At 71.6% G+C, this 18,194-nt stretch carries 17 protein-coding genes; all 17 read left to right on the top strand.

Annotated elements, in window-relative coordinates; genetic code table 11:
* Positions 1-252 precede the first annotated feature (252 nt).
* Genes ACWDRB_RS62100 through ACWDRB_RS62180 form a run of 17 tightly spaced genes read left to right on the top strand, consistent with a single transcriptional unit; the run spans position 253 to position 18,189 of the window.
* Positions 253-534, top strand: a complete 282-nt coding sequence (locus ACWDRB_RS62100) for a hypothetical protein (RefSeq protein WP_449911294.1) — start codon at positions 253-255, stop codon at positions 532-534.
* A 1-nt stretch (position 535) separates the two neighbouring features.
* Positions 536-1,129: a DUF4255 domain-containing protein gene (locus ACWDRB_RS62105; RefSeq protein WP_449911296.1), complete on the top strand. Its 594-nt coding sequence runs from the start codon at positions 536-538 to the stop codon at positions 1,127-1,129.
* The gene (locus tag ACWDRB_RS62110) at positions 1,126-2,022 is read left to right on the top strand and encodes a hypothetical protein (RefSeq protein WP_449911298.1); all 897 of its coding nucleotides are present in this window, start codon (positions 1,126-1,128) and stop codon (positions 2,020-2,022) included. Before ACWDRB_RS62105 ends, ACWDRB_RS62110 begins: the two co-directional genes overlap by 4 nt.
* Positions 2,015-3,943, top strand: a complete 1,929-nt coding sequence (locus ACWDRB_RS62115; RefSeq protein WP_449911299.1) for a phage tail sheath family protein — start codon at positions 2,015-2,017, stop codon at positions 3,941-3,943. The genes ACWDRB_RS62110 and ACWDRB_RS62115 overlap by 8 nt, the downstream gene beginning before the upstream one ends.
* A 1-nt stretch (position 3,944) precedes the next feature.
* Positions 3,945-4,397, top strand: coding sequence for a phage tail protein (locus ACWDRB_RS62120; RefSeq protein WP_449911301.1), 453 nt, complete (start codon positions 3,945-3,947; stop codon positions 4,395-4,397).
* A gap of 7 nt (positions 4,398-4,404) precedes the next feature.
* Positions 4,405-5,955, top strand: a complete 1,551-nt coding sequence (locus ACWDRB_RS62125) for a hypothetical protein (protein WP_449911303.1) — start codon at positions 4,405-4,407, stop codon at positions 5,953-5,955.
* Positions 5,952-6,410, top strand: coding sequence for a phage tail protein (locus ACWDRB_RS62130; protein WP_449911305.1), 459 nt, complete (start codon positions 5,952-5,954; stop codon positions 6,408-6,410). The genes ACWDRB_RS62125 and ACWDRB_RS62130 overlap by 4 nt, the downstream gene beginning before the upstream one ends.
* A complete protein-coding gene (locus tag ACWDRB_RS62135) occupies positions 6,403-7,125 on the top strand; it encodes a CIS tube protein (protein WP_449911307.1) in 723 nt (240 codons plus the stop codon). Before ACWDRB_RS62130 ends, ACWDRB_RS62135 begins: the two co-directional genes overlap by 8 nt.
* Positions 7,122-7,292 carry a hypothetical protein gene (locus ACWDRB_RS62140; RefSeq protein WP_449911309.1) on the top strand — a complete coding sequence of 57 codons (171 nt, stop codon included), beginning with the start codon at positions 7,122-7,124 and terminating at the stop codon, positions 7,290-7,292. Before ACWDRB_RS62135 ends, ACWDRB_RS62140 begins: the two co-directional genes overlap by 4 nt.
* Position 7,293: 1 nt before the next feature.
* Positions 7,294-8,376 (top strand): phage late control D family protein, encoded by a 1,083-nt coding sequence (locus tag ACWDRB_RS62145; protein WP_449911311.1) that lies wholly within the window; start codon positions 7,294-7,296, stop codon positions 8,374-8,376.
* The gene (locus ACWDRB_RS62150; protein ID WP_449911313.1) at positions 8,373-9,080 is read left to right on the top strand and encodes a phage baseplate assembly protein V; all 708 of its coding nucleotides are present in this window, start codon (positions 8,373-8,375) and stop codon (positions 9,078-9,080) included. The genes ACWDRB_RS62145 and ACWDRB_RS62150 overlap by 4 nt, the downstream gene beginning before the upstream one ends.
* Positions 9,077-10,684: a hypothetical protein gene (locus ACWDRB_RS62155; protein WP_449911315.1), complete on the top strand. Its 1,608-nt coding sequence runs from the start codon at positions 9,077-9,079 to the stop codon at positions 10,682-10,684. The genes ACWDRB_RS62150 and ACWDRB_RS62155 overlap by 4 nt, the downstream gene beginning before the upstream one ends.
* Positions 10,681-11,103 carry a GPW/gp25 family protein gene (locus ACWDRB_RS62160; protein WP_449911317.1) on the top strand — a complete coding sequence of 141 codons (423 nt, stop codon included), beginning with the start codon at positions 10,681-10,683 and terminating at the stop codon, positions 11,101-11,103. Before ACWDRB_RS62155 ends, ACWDRB_RS62160 begins: the two co-directional genes overlap by 4 nt.
* A gap of 3 nt (positions 11,104-11,106) precedes the next feature.
* Entirely contained in the window at positions 11,107-13,482 is a 2,376-nt protein-coding gene (locus tag ACWDRB_RS62165) for a baseplate J/gp47 family protein (protein WP_449911319.1), read from the top strand.
* Positions 13,482-15,800 carry a phage tail protein gene (locus ACWDRB_RS62170; RefSeq protein ID WP_449911321.1) on the top strand — a complete coding sequence of 773 codons (2,319 nt, stop codon included), beginning with the start codon at positions 13,482-13,484 and terminating at the stop codon, positions 15,798-15,800. Before ACWDRB_RS62165 ends, ACWDRB_RS62170 begins: the two co-directional genes overlap by 1 nt.
* Positions 15,797-16,876, top strand: coding sequence for a hypothetical protein (locus ACWDRB_RS62175; protein ID WP_449911323.1), 1,080 nt, complete (start codon positions 15,797-15,799; stop codon positions 16,874-16,876). Before ACWDRB_RS62170 ends, ACWDRB_RS62175 begins: the two co-directional genes overlap by 4 nt.
* Positions 16,873-18,189, top strand: coding sequence for a hypothetical protein (locus ACWDRB_RS62180; protein ID WP_449911325.1), 1,317 nt, complete (start codon positions 16,873-16,875; stop codon positions 18,187-18,189). The genes ACWDRB_RS62175 and ACWDRB_RS62180 overlap by 4 nt, the downstream gene beginning before the upstream one ends.
* Positions 18,190-18,194 lie beyond the last annotated feature (5 nt).

Consider the following 18,194-nt stretch of genomic DNA (forward strand, 5'->3'; position numbering starts at 1 on the left):
ATCCGCAGGAACCAGTCCCTTGGATCCACCCGCTGGACGTGATTCCAGATCTGGAAACGGACCGCGACCGAATGAACCGTTGATGAATCTGTCGATCCATTGTCCGACCATCTCTACTGCCGGGAACATCGGATCCGTAAATGCCAAGGAATAGGGCGGAGTCCTGTGAAGCCCACGCGAGTGATGCTGGCCGGAATGCCGACGATACTGCGTCAGATAGTGCGAGGGATCACGGAGAACGAGCAGGACATTATGATCGTCGCCGAGGTCCCGGACGCGCGTCCGGGTATGCCTGAAATGGCCGAGGTCGGACCCGATGTCATCATTCTCGGCGCCGGACAGATGCCCGAGGGCGAGGTCGTGAACCTTCTCTCGGCACGCTGCCAGACCCGCATCCTGGAAATCAGCTCCGACGGCAGCCAGACAATCCTGTCCAAGATGCTGCCCCACCGCGTCCCGCTGGGCGAGTTGGGCCCCGAGTCCCTTCTGGCCGTGATACGCGGTGCCGCTCCGCCGGATGGGGGGACCGGCTGACATGGCTGGTTACGCGGGCATCGCGGCCACGAGCCAGGCTGTCCTCGGACTGCTGGAGTCGGCAGCGGTTGGGGAACCCGACTTCGGGTCGGCCGCCTTCTCGGTCTATACCTCCAGTGACCTTCAACGCCCGCAGGCCGACCGGCTGGCGGTGTCGCTGTACCTGTACCACATCACGATCAACACCAGCAGGCGCAACGCCTCCGGGCGGATCGACGAGCACGGCCGTTGCCTGCTGCCGCCGGTGCCGCTGGACCTGCACTACCTGCTGACGGCCTGGGCGAAGGACGCCACCACCCAACAGAGGCTGCTCGGCTGGAGCGTCCGGGTGCTCCAGGACACCGCCACGCTGCCCGCCGGCGTGCTCAACGCATACTCGCCGGAACCGGTCTTCCGGCCCGCCGAGACCGTTGAGATCATCTGGGAGAACCTCACCCAGCAGGACGTCTTCGGCATCTGGGAGGTGGCCAGGGCCAACCAGCAGCCCTCCGCCGCTTACGTCGCCCGTGTCGTGGAGATCGAATCGACTGTCCGCTCGGCCGCGCATCCACCGGTACGAACCCGCGATCTCCGGTTTGGCACGGTCCCGTCATGACCGGCTCCGGCGTGACCGTGCTCGAAGCGGTCGTCCGTCATGCGCACTGCGGAGTCCGGTTCTGGGATCCGGTGACAGCGCGTCCGGCCGACGCACGATTTTTGGTCACGGTCCGGGCGTCGTGGGGCGGTGTCCCGGCAGAGCGTGCCGTCCGGGCACTGCGCACCCGCTCTGGGGTGTACGCCCTGCACACCGCGCCCAACCCGGGCGGGGCCGGTCCGGCGGGGACGTACCGGATCGAGGTCAGCGACCCGGACGGCGGCTACCAGCCGTTCTCCTTCGAGGCGGTGATCCCCGCTGACGGCCCGTCGGCCGGGCTATCCGTCCCCGCCTGCGGTCCAGCCGGCTCGCCGCCGGGCAGTCCGACCGCAGGCTCGCCGCACCTCCCGCTGGCCCCGGTCGTGCCGGTCTTCTCCGCCCCGGCCCGCATCGTCCCCGCCGGAGTGGCGGTCGTCCGCGCCCAGTTGGAGTTGGCCGCGGGCGTTCCCGCCGCCTGGGCCACGCTGGAGGCGCATCTGCCCGACGGGACTACAGCGCTGGGCCTGGCCGGCGCCGACGGGCAGGTCTGCGTGATGTTCCCCTACCCTGAGCCGCCGGCTCCGGCGCCTTCCCCTCCGGGACCGGGCCTCGTCACGCTCTCCGCCCAGACCTGGCCGATCGGCCTGCGCGCGTACTACGGCTGGGGTCCCGGCAGCCCGCCGGAGCCGGTGGTCGCCCCTACCGGGCCGCCCGACCTGTGCGATCTGCTCGACCAGTTGCCCGCCAAGCCGGTCGCCGACGACTCGACACTGTTCACCTCCGCTCGGCTCCGCTACGGGAGGGATCTCACCGTGGCGACGCAGGGCCGCTCGACGCTGCTGCTGATCCCGCATCCTGGGAGGCTCCATGCCTGAATACCTGGCCCCCGGCGTCTACGTCGAGGAGGTGTCGTTCCGAAGCAAGTCCATCGAGGGCGTCAGCACCACAACCACCGGCTTCGTCGGCCCCACTCGGTACGGGCCGGTGACGGGCGACCTTGAGGTGGTCACCAGCCTGCTCGACTTCGAGCGGGTCTACGGGGACCGCCAACGGCTCGCCTTCACTCCCGAGGGCGGGGGTGACCTAGAGCCGATGCACAACTACATGTGGCACGCGGTCCGGGCGTTTTTCGAGAACGGCGGCTCGCGGCTGTACGTCAAGCGGGTCTTCCGGGCGGCGCAGGGGAAGGATGGCCGGGCGGCTTGCCGGCTGGGCACCGGCGGCACCACCGTCGCCGTGAAGGCCCGGTTCCCTGGCGCGGTCGGCGGACGCCGTGTCCGGTTCACGCTGCGGCGCGGGCAGAACGTGCTCGTCATGGCCAGTGGCGCACCCCAGGTGCGCGGGCTGCTCGACCATGACGTGGTGGCCATCTCCCACGCCTCGCCCGTCTCACCGCCGAGCCCGCCTCCGCCGGTCGGCCCTTCTGTGCCCACCAGCCCTCCCTCGCCGAGCCCGCCTGCGCCTAGTGAGACGGAGTACTACCTGGCCAGACGGACCATGGACGGGTGGAAGTTCGACGACGGCGCCGGAGGGCTGCTGAGCCTTTCCGCACTCAACGCGGAGTACGGCGTCCGGCTGATCACGGTGACCCTGACCGACCTGCCCCCGGACCCGGACGACCTTCCGGGTGTCTGGCCCGACCTTCCCCTCGACCCTCGGCACACCCGTGCGGGCGCGCCCGACTCGATGTTTGACCTCTTCGCCGAGCGCCCGGCCAATCGGGCGGACGCGCTGCGGCTGCCCATCGTCCTGGAACGGGGGACGAAGGTCACCGGTGGTCTGGACTTCCTGAGGCTGCTGTTCGACAGGGAAACCGGCATAAAGGACGCCCTGGACGGGGACACCGCCGACGAAGCGCGGTCCGTCGAGGTCGGGCTGACCGGCGGGGACGACGGCGCGCGGCCCACGGCCGACGACTACGAGGGCCGCATCGACTCCAGCGACGACAAGTTCGGCCTGGTGGCCTTCGAGGACATCGAGGACATCTCCATCGTGGCGGCGCCCGGGTCCAGCTTCGGCTACAACGCGGCGTACAAGCAGGACGCGGCCACCATCGCCCAGTGCCTGATCGCCCACTGCGATCAGATGCGGTACCGCATCGCCGTGCTCGACTCCGGCGAGGGCATGACGATCTCCCAGGTGCGCGAGATGCGTGCGGCCGTCGACTCCTCCCGCGCGGCCTTCTACTACCCCTGGGTGACCGTGCTCGACCCGGTGACCCAGCAGGAGATTCAGTTGCCGCCCAGCGGGTTCGTCACCGGAATCTACGCACGCAATGACATCCAGCGCGCCGTCTACAAGGCCCCTGCCAACGAGGTCGTCACGCTCGCCGTCGGGTTCGAGAAGATGCTGAACAAGGCGCAGCAGGACGTGCTGAACCCTGAGGGGGTCAACTGCTTCCGCTTCTTCCCCGGGCGCGGTCACCGGCTGTGGGGAGCCAGGACCGCCACCTCCGACCCCGAGTGGAAGTACGTCAACCTGCGCCGCTACTTCGCGTACCTGGAGCACTCGATCGACCGGGGCACCCAGTGGGCGGTGTTCGAGCCGAACGGGGAGCGGCTGTGGGCGAACGTCCGTCGCACCATCGAGGACTTCCTCTTCAACGAGTGGCAGATGGGCGCCCTGCTCGGAGACCGCCCGGAGAAGGCCTTCTTCGTCAAGTGCGATCGCACCACGATGACCCAGAACGACCTGGACAACGGCCGTCTGGTGTGTCTGATTGGCGTGGCCCCGCTGCGCCCCGCCGAGTACGTGATCTTCCGCATCGGTCAGTGGACCTCGGATCGCAGGAGCTGACATGGCCGTCCAGCGTGAACGCCCCTACGTGCAGTTCAACTTCGTCGTCAACCTGAATGACGGCAACGAGCGGGTTCCCGTGGGCGGCTTCCAGGAGATAAGCAACGTCGGCATGGAGGTGACCATCGCGGAGTACCGCAACGGTAACTCCAAGGAGAACAGCGTCCAGAAGATCACAGGGCTGAACAAGGCGACTGACGTCACCATGAAGCGCGGCGTCATCGGCTCGCTCAACCTCTACCAGTGGCTGAACGCCATCCGGAACGGCGATCAGGCCGCGTACAAGGATGTGACCATCGAGCTCTGGGACGAGAGCCACAGCCAGGCCGTGCAGACCTGGCGGCTCAAGCGGGCCCGCATCATCAAGCACGTCAGCGGCCCGTTCAACGCCAAGGGCACCGACGTGGCCATGGAGGAACTGACCCTGGCCTACGAACGACTGGAGATGGAGTAACACGACCGTGGCCACCGTCCTGCGCCAGCTGCCGGGGATCGCGTTCGAGTCGTCGTCCCCGCCGCCCGACGACATTCTACCCCGCATGGACATCGCCGGTTTCGTCGGCTTCGCGGAGACAGGGCCGATCGGCGTGCCGGTGGCTGTGCCGGACCTGGCACTGTTCACCGAGGTCTTCGGCGGCCCTCTGGCGCTCTTCCGCGACGCGGTGTCGGGGGAGCGAGTGATGGGGTACCTGGCAGCGGCGGTTGAGGCTTTCTTCCGCAACGGCGGGCGCCGCTGCTGGGTGGTCCGGGTCGCCGGAGCGGGGAAGCCCATGCCCGCGAGCCCGCCTGGCCCGGAGCCGGTACACGAGCGGCTCGCCGCGTTCGAGGCCGGTCTCTTCGTCGACACGGACCTGGCCGAGGTCGGCACCGCCGCGCTGCTCGTCACCGCAGAGTACCTACGTGACCTGGGAAAACGTCCTCGGCCACTGGCCGGGGTGCACGCTCTGCTCGGGATCGACGAGGTCACCCTGGTCGCCGTGCCCGACGCTGCACACACCCCCTGGCAGACGGCGCGCCCGGCACCGCCGCCGCCTCCCATCCCACCTCCACCGCCCCCGCCCAAGCGGGAGGACTGCGCCCACGACCGAGGGCCCGGCTTCCACGACCTCGCCCCGTCCCCGCCGCCCTTGCCTCCGCTCCCGTCGACGCCGCCAGGACTGACCCCGTCCGAGGCGACCGGTGGCCCGAAGGCCGTACCGGAAGAGGGCGCCTGGACTCGCGAACCCGGCACCGGTTCCGATCAGTTGATCGCGGTCCAGGCCGCGGTCGTGCGGATGTGCGCCGCCCGCGGCGACATGCTGGCTGTGCTCGCCGCCCCGTACAGCTCGGGCGCCGACGAAGCGATCGCGCATGCCGCCCGGCTCCGGGTCGCGCTCGGCGACGAGCGGACCCGCAGCTTCGGCGCGCTGTACCACCCGTGGACCGTGACCAGCGGCGGTCAAACGGTCCCGCCGGACGGCGCGGCGGCCGGGGTGCTGGCACGGACCGCTGCGACCCGCGGTTGCTGGACGGCGCCGGCGAACATCCCCTTGGCCGGCGTGGTGGCGCTGGAGCCCACGATCGGCCCGCAGGTGTACCGGAAGCTCCAGGACGGCCAGGTGAACACCGTCCGGCGGGAGCCGCGCGGCTTCCTGTGGTTGTCGGTGGCCACATTATCGGCTGACCCGGACATCAGCCGGATGGGGACGCGCCGGCTGCTTTCCCTGCTGCGCAGGACCGCCCACCGGTACGGCCCGGCGTTCGCCTTCGAGCCGAACGACCGGGTGCTGCGCCGGGCCATGCGGCGGCGTTTCGAGGAGATCCTCGCCCGCCTTCTCGCCAGGGGCGCCTTCGCCGGCGCGACCCCGGACGAGTCGTACCAGGTCACGGTGGTCGGCGGCCCAGCCAGGCTGGGAGAGGACCAACTGATCGTAGAACTCAAGGTGGCCCCGTCGGTGTCGATGCGGTTCCTGACCGTGCGGCTAGTCAACACGGGCGAGATCACCCTGGTCGCGGAGGTGGGTGAGCCATGACCCAGCCGTTCACCGCGTTCAACTTCACCGTCGAGATCACCCCGGACGGTGCGGCCGAACCGCTCTGCGGCGCCTCATTCGCCGAGTGCGATGGGTTGGAGATGACGCTCGACGTGAAGACCATCCGGGAGGGCGGCAATAACGGCGTCCAAATCCGGCTCACCGGACCCGCTGGGTACGGCCAGCTCAGCCTCAAACGCGGTATGACCTCAGGTTTCGACCTGTGGGAGTGGTTCGAGAAGGTGATACGCGACCCAGGGCTCCGCGCCACCGGCGAGGTCGTGATGTACGCCGCGGACGGCCAGGCCGAGCAGGCCAGGTTCGTCCTCACCCGATGCGTGCCGCTCAAGATCAAGGCGCCCGCGCTCAACGCCAGGGAGGGCCTGGTGGCGATCGAGGAGATGCAGCTCGGCTACGAGTCGCTGCGGATGCACCCGGGAGGCGGCGGTGGGTGAGCAGCTGGAGCTGGCCAAGGCCCGGTTGATCGAGCTGGACGCCGCGTTCAAGAAACCGGCCCCTGGGGGCACCAGGGTCGAGGTCCAGTTCAACCCCGAGACCCTGAAGGTGACCTACACCAACAAGCAAGGGGAGCAGAAGAGCGCAGGTGACCAGCGCGGGAATTCGCCGCGCCAGGTGATCGGCGCGGGGGCGAGCAAGCTGGCGCTGCAACTGTGGTTCGACGTCAACGCTCCGGGCGCGGGCGGCGCCAGGGACGTGCGGGAGCTCACCCAGCAGGTGAGCTACTTCATGCGGCCCAAGTCCCCCTCCGGCCGCGGCGGCGGCAAGGGCAGGCGCGACCAACCCAAACCGCCCGGGGTGCGCCTCTCCTGGGGGACCTTCACCTTCGACGGAATGATGGACTCCCTTGAGGAGACCCTGGACTACTTCTCGGCCGACGGCAGGCCGCTGCGTGCGACCCTCAGCCTGGGCCTCTCCGGCCAACTGGAGATCGTGCCCCCCTTGGGCGGCGGCGCCGTACCGGAGGCTTCGGCCGGGCCGACCCCGGGCACCCGGCCCCTGGTCCAGGCCGCCCAGGGCACCTCGCTGCAGAGCCTGGCCGCCGGTGCTAGCGGCGACTGGCAGGCCATCGCAGCGGCCAACGGCATCGAGAACCCGCGGTTGCTCACCGCGGGCCTGCTCATCGACCTCGACCTAGGGAGGCCGTCGTGACGGTCATCATCAACGAGATGGACATGGTGCCCGGCGAGTCCGCGCTGGCGGCCACGTCCGCCGCGGAGACTCCGGTCGCCGAGCCATCCCCGGCCAGGACCGAGCGGCTGGTCGAACGGCTGAATGGGGTCCGGCGCGCCCGCCACGAGCGGCTGCGGGCTTACTGATATGGGCACGCCGACCGGCACGCCGCGCCGCGTCGCCCCCGCCCGCCCGACGTTCGCGGTGGGCGCCCGCGAGGACCCGTCGCTGGCCCAGGGCCTCACGGCGCTGCGCATCCACGAGAACGCGGACGGCCTGTACTCCTGCGAGGCGACCTTCGGCAACTGGGGCGCCAAGGACGGCGCCACCACCTTCCTCTACTTCGACCGCCGCCTGCTCAACTTCGGCCGTGAGCTCACGATCCGGCTCTCCGGCGAGACGATCTTCCGCGGCCGGGTCAGCGGGCTGGAGGCGGCGTTCCCCGAGGGTGGCCGGCCGAGGCTGACCGTACTGGCCGAGGACCGGTACCAGGATCTGCGGATGACCCGGCGGAGCCGTACGTTCGCCGACGTCACCGACGCTGATGTGGTCACCAGGGTCGCCGCCGACCACGGCCTCACCCCCGACGTGCGGCTCACCGGGCCGACCTACCGCGTTTTGGCCCAGTTGAACCAGAGCGACCTGGCCTTCCTGCGCGACCGCGCCCGGGCCGTCGACGCCGAGCTGTGGATGGACGGCTCCACGCTGACCGCCCGCTCCCGCGCCGACCGGGGGAGTGGGTCGCTGCGCCTCGGGTACGGGAACGAGCTTCGGGAGTTCACCGTGCTCGCCGACCTCGCCGGGCAGCGTTCCTCGGTCACGGTGAGCGGCTGGGACGTGGCCGCCAAGCAGGCCCTCGCCGAAACCGCCGACGACGGCATCCTGGGCGGCGAGCTTGGCGGCGGCCAGAGCGGGGCGAAGCTGCTCGCCACCGCGCTTGGCGAGCGGCCCGAGCAGGTCGTGCACAGCGTCCCGTTCACCGGTGGGGAGGCGCGCAGCCGGGCGGAGAGCCTGTACCGGCGGATCGCCCGGCGCTTCCTGATCGCCCGCGGCGTCGCCCAGACCCTCCCCGGGCTGCGCGTCGGCGCCAGGGTGCGCCTGGAACACCTGGGCGAGCTGTTCTCCGGCGACTACTACGTCACCGAGGTCACCCACCTGTTCGACGACGAGCAGGGTCTGCGTACCGAGTTCTCCGCCGAGCGGGCGGGTCTGGGAGGCGGCGGCGGATGAATCCACATGAGGCCATGATGGAGCAGGCGTTCCTGGCCGAGCGGCTGGACCGCTGGTATGGCGTCTACCCGGCGCTGGTCGGCGACGTGCGGGACCCCGACGGCCAGGGCCGGGTCAAGGTGGGCCTGCCGTGGTCACCCGACACGGGCGGCTCCGGGTACGAGGCATGGGCCCGGGTCGCCACGCTGATGGCCGGCGGCGGGCGCGGCACCTGGTTCGTGCCCGAGGTCGGCGACGAGGTTCTGGTCGCCTTCGAGGCAGGCGACCCGCGCCGCCCGTACGTCGTCGGCACGCTCTGGAATGGGGCGGACCGCCCACCGGAGTCGATGGACGGGGCCGGGCGCAACAACATCCGCGTCATCAGGTCCCGCAGCGGCCACCAGATCCGGCTGGACGACACCGTGGGGAGCGAGACGCTGGTGGTGCGCACACCGGGCGGCCAGGTGATCACCATGCGGGACTCGCCGCCGTCGGTGGAGGTGGCCGACGCCGCCGGCAGCTCGGTCAAGCTTGAGCCCTCCGGGATCACCGTCACCACCTCGGCCAAGGTCACCGTCGTGGCGAGCACCGCGGAGATCTCCGCCGGGACGCTCACCGTCAATGCCGCCATGTCGAGGTTCAGCGGGGTCGTTCAAGCCGACAGCGTGATCACCAACTCGGTGGTCAGCACGGCGTACACCCCGGGCGCGGGGAACATCTGGTGAGCGCCGTCGTGACCAGGCGCACGGCGGTGCGGTGGGTGGCCGGCAACCCGCTGTGGACCGCCGTGGTCGACGCCGCCGACCCGGACGCGCTGCGCCGCCCCGCTCTGCTGAGGTTCGGCTCGGACACGTTCATGGAGGACCTGGCCGGGCTGCTCGCCACCGACCCGGCCGCCCTCGCCGCGCACCGGGCCGTACCGGTCAGCTTCCGTGCTGTCCCGCCGGGCGCCCCCGGCGACTACCGGCCGCTGCCCAACCGGCTCAAGCTGTACCAGCCCATCCACGGCGACTTCAACCTGGTCGCCGCGTCCCTGGTGTGCGGCCTCGTCGGCCTCCCGGACCATACGGTGCGGCCTGGCGAGGGCGAGCAGGCGGGGTTCGTCCTGCGCCGGGTGGACGGCTCCGGCGAACTCGCGTGGGCGTACGACCCCATGGGCGGTGCGCGTTGCTGGGTGCCGGTGCCGCCGGGGATGGAGGCGGTGGTCGTCAACGGGGAGGAGATCTTTCCGATGTTTCCCGTGGGCTACCAGGACTCCGAGACCGGTGTCCCGCGGCGGCTGCATGTCGGGCTAGTTCCCACATCCAGCCGGGAGACGTTCCGTACCGCTGCGCGCGCCGAGGCGTTCCCGCAAGGGGGGAGCCCGCCGCCGGGGGGCCGTGCCGACGATGATCCGCGGTGGAACGCCTTCGACGTCGGGGTCGTCGGGCCGCTTGCCGACCTGCGGTCGCTTCAGGGCGAGCTCAGTGAATCGGCGTTGGAGGAGGTCTCGGCGCACCTGCTGCTGGACTTCGCCGAGCTGCTCCGGCGGCACATCCCAGGTGTGTGGGAGGCGGTGCATACCGGTACCCCGCCGTCGCGGCCTGGCGAGGCCGCGCTGTACCGGGCGCTGCTGGCCGTGGCCGATCCGGGGACCGGGCAGAGCTGGGGGGAGGTGCTGCAGGCGGCCATGGCGCAGTGGGCCGCGATCACCGGGGAGGTGCCGAGCCCGGTGGCGCTGCGAGTTGACCTCCGCCGGTCGACGATCACCGTGCGGATCAGGGAGGCGGGTGACCCGCCGGGTGCACCCTCGCTCCAAGGGCTGATCCGCGGAGCGATCGCCGGCCGTGTGCCCCCCGGCGGCACGCTGGACGGGGTGGACGTATCCAAGATCGAGCCCACCGGGGGCGCCGCCTATCGCATCCGCTGCGTCTACCGGCGGCCCCGCTGCACGCCGTTCCCGACCGACCTGGTCAGCCTGCCGACCGAGAACTTCGCGATCGCCCCCGTGTTCGACCCGGACGCCCCCGCGCGGCAGATCAGGATCGCGATGCCGGTCGAGACGGGGGTCAAGGACCTGCGCAAGTTCCGGAAGAACGTTGGCTTCGTGCTCTCCAACCAGTTGCGCGGTCAGATGAACCGGATCACCGGCCTGAGGAAGGCTCTCGACGGCGAGCTGGGTAAGGAGGAGTCCTGGGACCTAGGCGTGATCTGCCAGTTCTCGTTCCCCATCATCACGATCTGTGCGCTGGTCGTGTTGATGATTTTCCTGTTCCTGCTGAACATCGTCTTCTTCTGGGCGGCGTTCTTCCGGATTTGCCTGCCCGTTCCGGTGAGGTCACGGTCATGAGCGACGCGATCATGCGCGACACAGGTGCGCTCCTCGGCCGGGGTGTCGGCTTCCCGCCGCGCGTTGGGGCCGATGGGCGGCTGGCCTGGTCAGCGGGGGAGCCGAACATCCGCGAGGCCATCCAGATCGTGCTGATGACCGAGCCGGGGGAACGGCTGGGGCTGCCCGGCTTCGGCGGGGGACTGGGGGAGCTGCTGTTCGCGCCCAACACCACGGCTACCCGGCACGAGATCGCGGGACGCATCCGTACCGCTATCACCGACTGGGAGTCGAGGGTCACCGTGCACTCCGTGCGCGTCGATCCGGATCCGGCCGACCCGGAGTCGGTGGTGGCGACGGTGACTTACCAACTGGTCGCGACCGGCGACGTCTCGGCACTGACCATGTCGGTCGCGCTCTCCGGCACGGGGCAGGGGTGACGCATGCCGATCAAGGTTCCCGCCATCGACGAGCGCAGGTACGCCGACCTGCTCAGCGAGGCGATCGCGCGCATCCCGGTGCACAACCCGGAGTGGACCAACTTCAACCGCAGTGATCCTGGGATCACCATCGTCGAGTTGTTCGCGTTCTTGACCGAGAGCATGCTGTACCGGGCCAACCAGATCCCGGAACGCAACCGGCGCAAGTTCCTGTCCCTACTGGGCCTGCCGCTGCGGGCTGCGGCCTCTGCCCGGGGCGTGGTGACCTTCGACTACCAGCGGGGACCCCTGGCGACCCGCACCTTCGACGCTGGCCTGGAGGTCCTGGCCGGGCAGGTGCCGTTCCGTACCGAGCTCGGCCTCGACGTGCTGCCGGTCGAGGGGCGGCTCTACCTCAAGCGGCCGGTCGTGCTCACCGACGAGCTGCGGACGGCGTACCGGCGGCTGTACGCCTCGTTTTTGCTCGCCGACGACACGCGGGGCGGGCCACCCGCGGAGCTGCAGCCGTACGAGGTGGTGCTGGTCGACGGGACCGATCCGGGCGGGGTGGATCTGGCCGCCGATACCGCCGACGGGGCGCTCTGGCTGGCGCTGCTGGCCAGGGAGGTGGAGACGGCCGGGCTGGAGGAGATACGCGGGGAGCTGGCAGGGAGCACCCTCAACCTGGGCGTCGTCCCTGTGGTCACCGAGGCCGACGTCGTCCTCCCGCCGACGGGAACGGGGGATCCGGCGGGCACTGGTCACCTGGAGTACGCCTTCCCCGTCGTGCCGCCCGGCGGCGTACTGCCCGCCGACCCCCGGCAGCGGGTCGCCCGGTACGCCGCCGTGACCGCCCGTACCGAGGTTAATGTGCTGCTGGAGCCCGGCGTGGTGCAGATCGCCCTGCCCAGCGCGGCCGGCCTCGCCACCTGGACTGGCCTGGACCCGCTGGAGGAGGGCGTGAACGGGTTCCCGCCCGCCATCGACGACCCGGCGCTGGCCGCCCGGTTGGTGACCTGGCTGCGGATCGGGGCCACGTCGGCGGGGCAGGGCCGCCTGCTGTGGGCGGGGATCAACGCCACCACCGTCAGCCAGCGGTCCGGCGTCCGCAACGAGGCGCTTCCGGACGGTACCGGCCTTCCCGACCAGACCGCCCAACTGACCAGGGCGCCGGTCATCCCCGGCTCGGTCCGACTGACCGTGGTCACCAAGCCGAGCGGCTCGCCACCCCCGCCGCCCCGGGCCGAGGTATGGCAGGAGACTGACGACCTGCTGGCAGCCGGAGCCGAGGTCCCTGTGCCGGACCTGCGGCTGCCCCCCGGCGCTCCGCAGCCAGCTCCGGCCCCGGACAAGGTGTACACGCTCGACGCGGAGGCGGGCGTGCTCCGCTTCGGCGACGGGCTGCGCGGAAGCAGGCCACCGGCGGGCGCCGAACTGCGCGCCGACTACGACTATGGGGTGGGCCGCGCCGGCAACGTCGGGCCGCGCACGATCAACCGCAGCCCCGCCCTTCCCCCGGAGTACGCGGTGACCAACCCGGTCCGTACCTGGGGCGGCGCCGACGCCGAGGCGGTGGCGGATGGCGAACGCCAGGTGGCCCGCCACCTCCAGCACCGAGACCGGCTGGTGACCGCGGCCGACTTCGACACCATCGCCAGGCGCACCCCGGGCGTCGAACTCGCCCGCGTCGACGTGCTCCCCGCCTACGACCCACGGCTGACCCCGGACGCCGCGGGCAATGCCCCCGGCGCGGTGACGCTGCTGATCGTTCCCAGGCACGACCTCGCCCAGCCGGACGCCCCCCGGCCCGACCGGTACGCGCTCAACGCCGTCTGCCGCTACCTGGACGAGCGGCGGCTGGTGACGACCGAGCTGATCCTCCGGGGGCCCGTGTACGTGCCGATCTGGATCTCGATGGGTGTGGACGTAGCGGCCGGGCAGAGCGTGGCCGTCGTCCAGACCCGGGTGGCGGCCGAACTGCGCCGCATCCTCTCCCCGCTGCCCCTCGCCCACCAGTCCGGCCTCGCCGAACCGCCTGCTGGTGCCCTTGCCCCCTACGCCTTCGGCTCCGCGGGAACCCCTGACCCGTACGCATCCCCTGCGGCTCCGTACGCCCAGGCCGGCAGCGGTTGGCCGCTCCGCGCCCCGGTGTCCGCAGCGGAGTTGGCCGCATTCGCCACCCGGGTGGACGGCGTCCGGCTGGTGCGGTCGCTGCTGCTGGCAGCCGGGGGTGACGCCGCCACGGGTTCCGTCGAGCTGACCGGGTTGCAATTGCCACGAGTGGTCGGGATCGCCGTGGTGCCCGGTGACCCGCTGCCGCTTGAGCAGTTGCGCGGCGCGGCCCCGCCGGAGGGGCCGGTGCCCGTGGTGCGGGTGCCCGTCGTACCGGAGGGCTGCTGATGGACGTCAACGGGACGAGGTTCCACCTCCTGCTCGGCGAGGACGACTGGGGGCGCTGCGCCGGCTCCCTCTCACCGCCGGGGGAGTCACCGGTCGCGCCGCCCGTCGGCACCCTCGTGCCGCTGGCGGAGGCGTGGGCCGCCGAGCGGGACACCGAGGTCGTGTACGACCGGCGCAGTGAGGAGCTCACGCTGCGGCCCAGACCGTTCGTCTTTCCTTTCGCGTCGGACGCGGCGCCTCTCGACCCGGCGGTCCGCCGCGGTGCCGCACGCGACCGGTACGGCAACTGGTACTGGGTGGACACCGTGCCCACTCGGCTGCTGGTGCATTCATCCGGCTCACAGGCCACCACCCAGTTCTGGCCCCCCGCCGGGCCACCTCCTGAGATGCGTTCCGCCCCTGGGGGTTTCGTCCCCCGCGACAAGCCCACCAGCATGCCCCTGCCCATGATCTTGGCCGGAGCCGCGGTTACCGAGGACCACTACCTTGTCGTCGGTGTCATCGGGCGCGCCGAGATCGGGCTGTTGGTTTTCGATCTCCAGACCGGTGGGCAGCCTGATTGTCTGAGGTGGCCGGATGGCGTTGGGTTCACTCCCTTTGATATGGCCGCCCGGCCTGGTGGCGGGGTGTACGTCCTCGACCGCGAGCGGCGACGCTACTGGGAGCTGGACCGACACTTCCTGGTGGTGACCAGTGGTCCCGCAGGCGGGGAACGGGTGTTCTTCCAGCCGGTGGGCGGAGCCGTGCCGGGGGCCGAGCCCTGCCCGCTGCCCCGGCGGATCTTCGAAGGCGACGCGGTGAACGTGGGCGACGGGGATCCGATCGCGATTGAGGCCACGCAGGACGGGATGGTGTTGGTGCTGCTGCGCGATCCCGGCGGTGGCGTCTCGTCGCTGCGGCCGTACCGGAACGGTGCGCCGCTGGGTCCTGCCGTGCCCGTCGTCGATCCGCGGGCGCGGCTGGCCGTCGTCGGACACGACCTGGCCCTGATGCCGGCCGATCCCGAGCAGAAGGACTCCACCAGACGGCTGTTCGTGGCCGGCCACCGGGGGGACCAGGTCTTCGAGTTCGGCCTCTCTTCGTCCGACGGAGACCTCGAATTGGTCGCGGCAGAGCGGTACCACCCGTTGCGGCTGTTCGGCGGGAAGGCCGTCGTGGCCGCCGGGGGCCAGGTCTGGTACGACTTCGGCGACCGCTGGCTGCCGATCGCCGAGCAGCCCCGGCGGCGGTACCTCACCACGGGCACTGTGGTCACCGCCGTGCTCGACGGCGGGGAACCGGGCTGCGTGTGGCACCGGCTGCTGCTGGACGCCCGGATGCCGTCGCAGACCGGCGTGAAGGTGTGGAGCGCGGCTGCGGACGACCTGGGGGCGCTGGCCGCGCCCGATTGGCGGGCCGAGCCGGTGCCGTACGCCCGGGGCGACGGCGCGGAGCTGCCGTACCTGGCAACAGGCGACTACCGGACGTTCGAGCTGGCCTTCCAGCACGCCCGCGGCCGCTACCTGCGGGTCAAACTGGAGCTGACCGGCAACGGGCGGTTCAGCCCGCGGCTTCGGGCGACGCGGATCCACTACCCGCGCTTCTCATACCTGGAGCGCTACCTGCCCGCTGTCTACCGGGCCGACGAGCAGTCGGCCCACTTTCTGGACCGCTACCTGGCCAACGTGGAGGGCATCGCCACGGCCGTCGAGGACCGCATCGCCGCGGCGCAGATGCTGTTCGATCCGCGTACGGCCCCCGCCGAGGCGCTGGAGTGGCTGGCCGGATGGCTCGAGCTGGCCATGGACCCGGCCTGGGACGAGGCCAAGCGGCGGCTGCTGATCGCGCACGCGGCGGACTTCTTTCGGTGGCGGGGGACGGTACGGGGCCTGCGGACCGCGCTGACCCTGGCCGTGGAGGAGCACGCCGACCCGAGCCTGTTCGGAGACCGGCCCAGCGCGTGCTCGCTGCGGACGCGGATCGTGGAGATGTACCAAACTGCCGCCGGGCGCGACCGGCGGACCGCGCACCGCTTCCGGGTGCTGCTGCCAGCATCGGCCCGGACCAGGGCCGGACGGGGCACGGCGGCTGAGCGGGACCCGGCCGTCCTGGCGGAGCTGGCCCGCCGTGTCGTCGAGCTGGAGAAGCCCGCGCACACCGTCTTCGACGTCAGGTTCTACTGGGAGGCCTTCCGGATCGGGGAGGCCAGACTCGGCCAGGACACCCTCGTCGACCTGGGCGGTCGGTCCCCTGCCCTGCTGGCCAGCGCCGTGATGGGCCGCGCCCACCTTGGGGAGAGCGTGCTCGCCGGCCCGATCCGCGACCGGAGGCGCATATGACCACCTTCACCCAGGCGATCCCAGACCGGCCCCGCTCGGACCCGGCCAAGCACGTCAACTACGTCAACGGGATGGTGCTCGGGGTCGACGACTTCACCCAGGAGTTCGCGTACCTCTCGGGACGGGACCGCTCGCTGGCCCGGGAGCTCGGCGGCTACGGGACGGTTCACGGGCTCCGCGTCGGGTACGAGGCGGACGCCGGGCACGGGCCGCGGATCACGGTGGCGCCCGGCACCGCATTCACCCCCTCCGGCCAGCTCGTCCGGGTGCCCGTGGCGCAGTGCGCCGACCTGATGGAGTGGCTGGCGGCGCACCGGGATGACGTGGTCGCGGCGCTCGGCGGCCCGCCGCCCGCCTCCGGGACGCTGCGGCTCGCCGTGGTCCTCGGCTACGCCGACTGCCTCACGGACCGGGTGCCAGTACCCGGCGAGCCTTGCCGCAGCGACGAGGAACTGTCCGCGCCGTCCCGGCTCCGCGACGACTTCCTGCTCGAACTGCGTTTCGTGCCGCCCCCGCCCGGCCGGGACCTGCCGTCGCCGCCCGCCCAGGAGGAGGAGACGGCCATCCGGCGCTTCGCCGCCTGGCTGCGCCGGGTCCCCGTGGTCGCCGGGGCTGGGGGCACGGTCGCGGACTTCCTCGACGCGATCCGCACCGCCGCCCGCCAGCCCGCACCGGCGTCCCCGCCCAGTCCGACGTCCCCGCCGAGCCCGCCTGGTTCCGGATCCCCGCCGGGCCCGACGCCTCCTCCCGGGCCGGGTGGCCGCCCGCCCGCGGACATCTTCCTCTCCCAACCGCCCCCGCAGGCGCTGCGCATCCCCGAGGGCCGGGCCGCCGAGTTCCTGCGGGCCGCGTTCCGGCTCTGGGTGACCGAGTTCCTGCCCTGCTTCCGGGTGGAAGGCCCTGAGGACGACGGCGTGCTGCTCGCCCGACTCGACGTGGACATGTTGTACGACCCGCTGGGGGAGCGAGAACTGCTGGTCGGCCCCGGTGGGGTGACCGTGGACGAGGAGCAGCGCCCGTTCCTGGTCCAGTCGCGGCTGGTCCAGGAGTGGCAGATCGCGAGGTACGCGCCATGACCGCCGAGCCGGGTACGCACGCCGTCGGGGAGCCGATCATCGATGGCGTCCGCATCGTCAATTTCTTCAACGGGCGGCTGCTTACCGGCGACGACCTGCGCCGCGAACAAGCCGCCGGCAAGGCGCTCCGCGACCGCCTCGGAGTGGCCGCGGGAGAGGGCGTGGTATCCGGGCTTCAGGTGAGCGTGCCGCCCGGCGCAGACCCGGCCATGCCGCGGGTCGCGGTCACCGAAGGGGTGGCGGTGAACCGGCTCGGCACCGCGCTGAAGCTGCCCCGCGACACACTGGTGACGCTGGCTCGCCCGGCCGGACCCGCCCCGTCCGCCGCAAGCCGCCGGGACGACTTCGCGGCCTGCTCCGGCCTGGCGGACAGTGCCCCGCTCACCGTCGCGGGCGTCTACCTGCTGACGGTCGCGCCCTCGGCGGCCCCGGTGGGCCGGGCGCCGGTCAGCGGCCTGGGCAACGAGACCGCCGCCTGCGCCGCCGACCTGTCCGCCGAGGGGGTGGAGTTCCGCGTCATACGCCTAGACCTCGACCCGGTGCTGCTCGCGGACACCGCGCACCTGCGGAACCGGCTCGCACACCTGATGTTCGGCACCGCCGACCCCCGGCGTGACCGGTTGGCGCGCGATCCGTTCGGCCCTCGCACCGGCCGTTACGGGTTGCTCGACGACCTGACGGCCACCCGGCTCCACCCTACCGAGGTGCCACTGGCCTGCCTGCTTTGGACGCCTGGCACCGGCATCGGGTTCGTCGATATGTGGTCGGTACGACGCCGGCTCGCGCCGCCGCCTTCCGCCGACCCGGACTGGCCGGAGGCGACCGGCGACCGCCGCCCGGCCGAGGGCGAGGCCATCTTCCTCCAGTTCCAGGAGGAGCTCGGGGACCTGGCGACCAGGTTTCCCGGCGCGCCACCCGCGGCCATGGCGAGGGACAGGTTCCGCCACCTCCCGGCGGCGGGCCTGGTGCCGCTGGCCACGGCGGCCTTCCCCCGTGGCTTCACCCTGGCGCGCTTCTTCTCCGGCGTCACCACTCGCCCGGCGATCACCAAAGACGATCCGCTGTACGTGGAGGAGGCGCGGGTGGAGCCGCTGCTGCGTGCCTCGTTCCACCACCCGCCCGTCGAGCTGGCGTCCGGCGAGTTCGTCTGGCTCTACCTAATCCGGCAGAACGCCCTGGCGGCGGGCGGCCCGCTGGGGGCGCGGGCACAGCCGTATCTGCTCTTCGCCACCGGGTTCCTGCCCTGCGCCGCGCACAGCCAGTACGCCCTGTCCCGATACGACTTCGCCAACTACGCGCTCCGGGCGATCTGAGAGGA

This window comes from Nonomuraea sp. NPDC003707 (genome assembly GCF_053587055.1).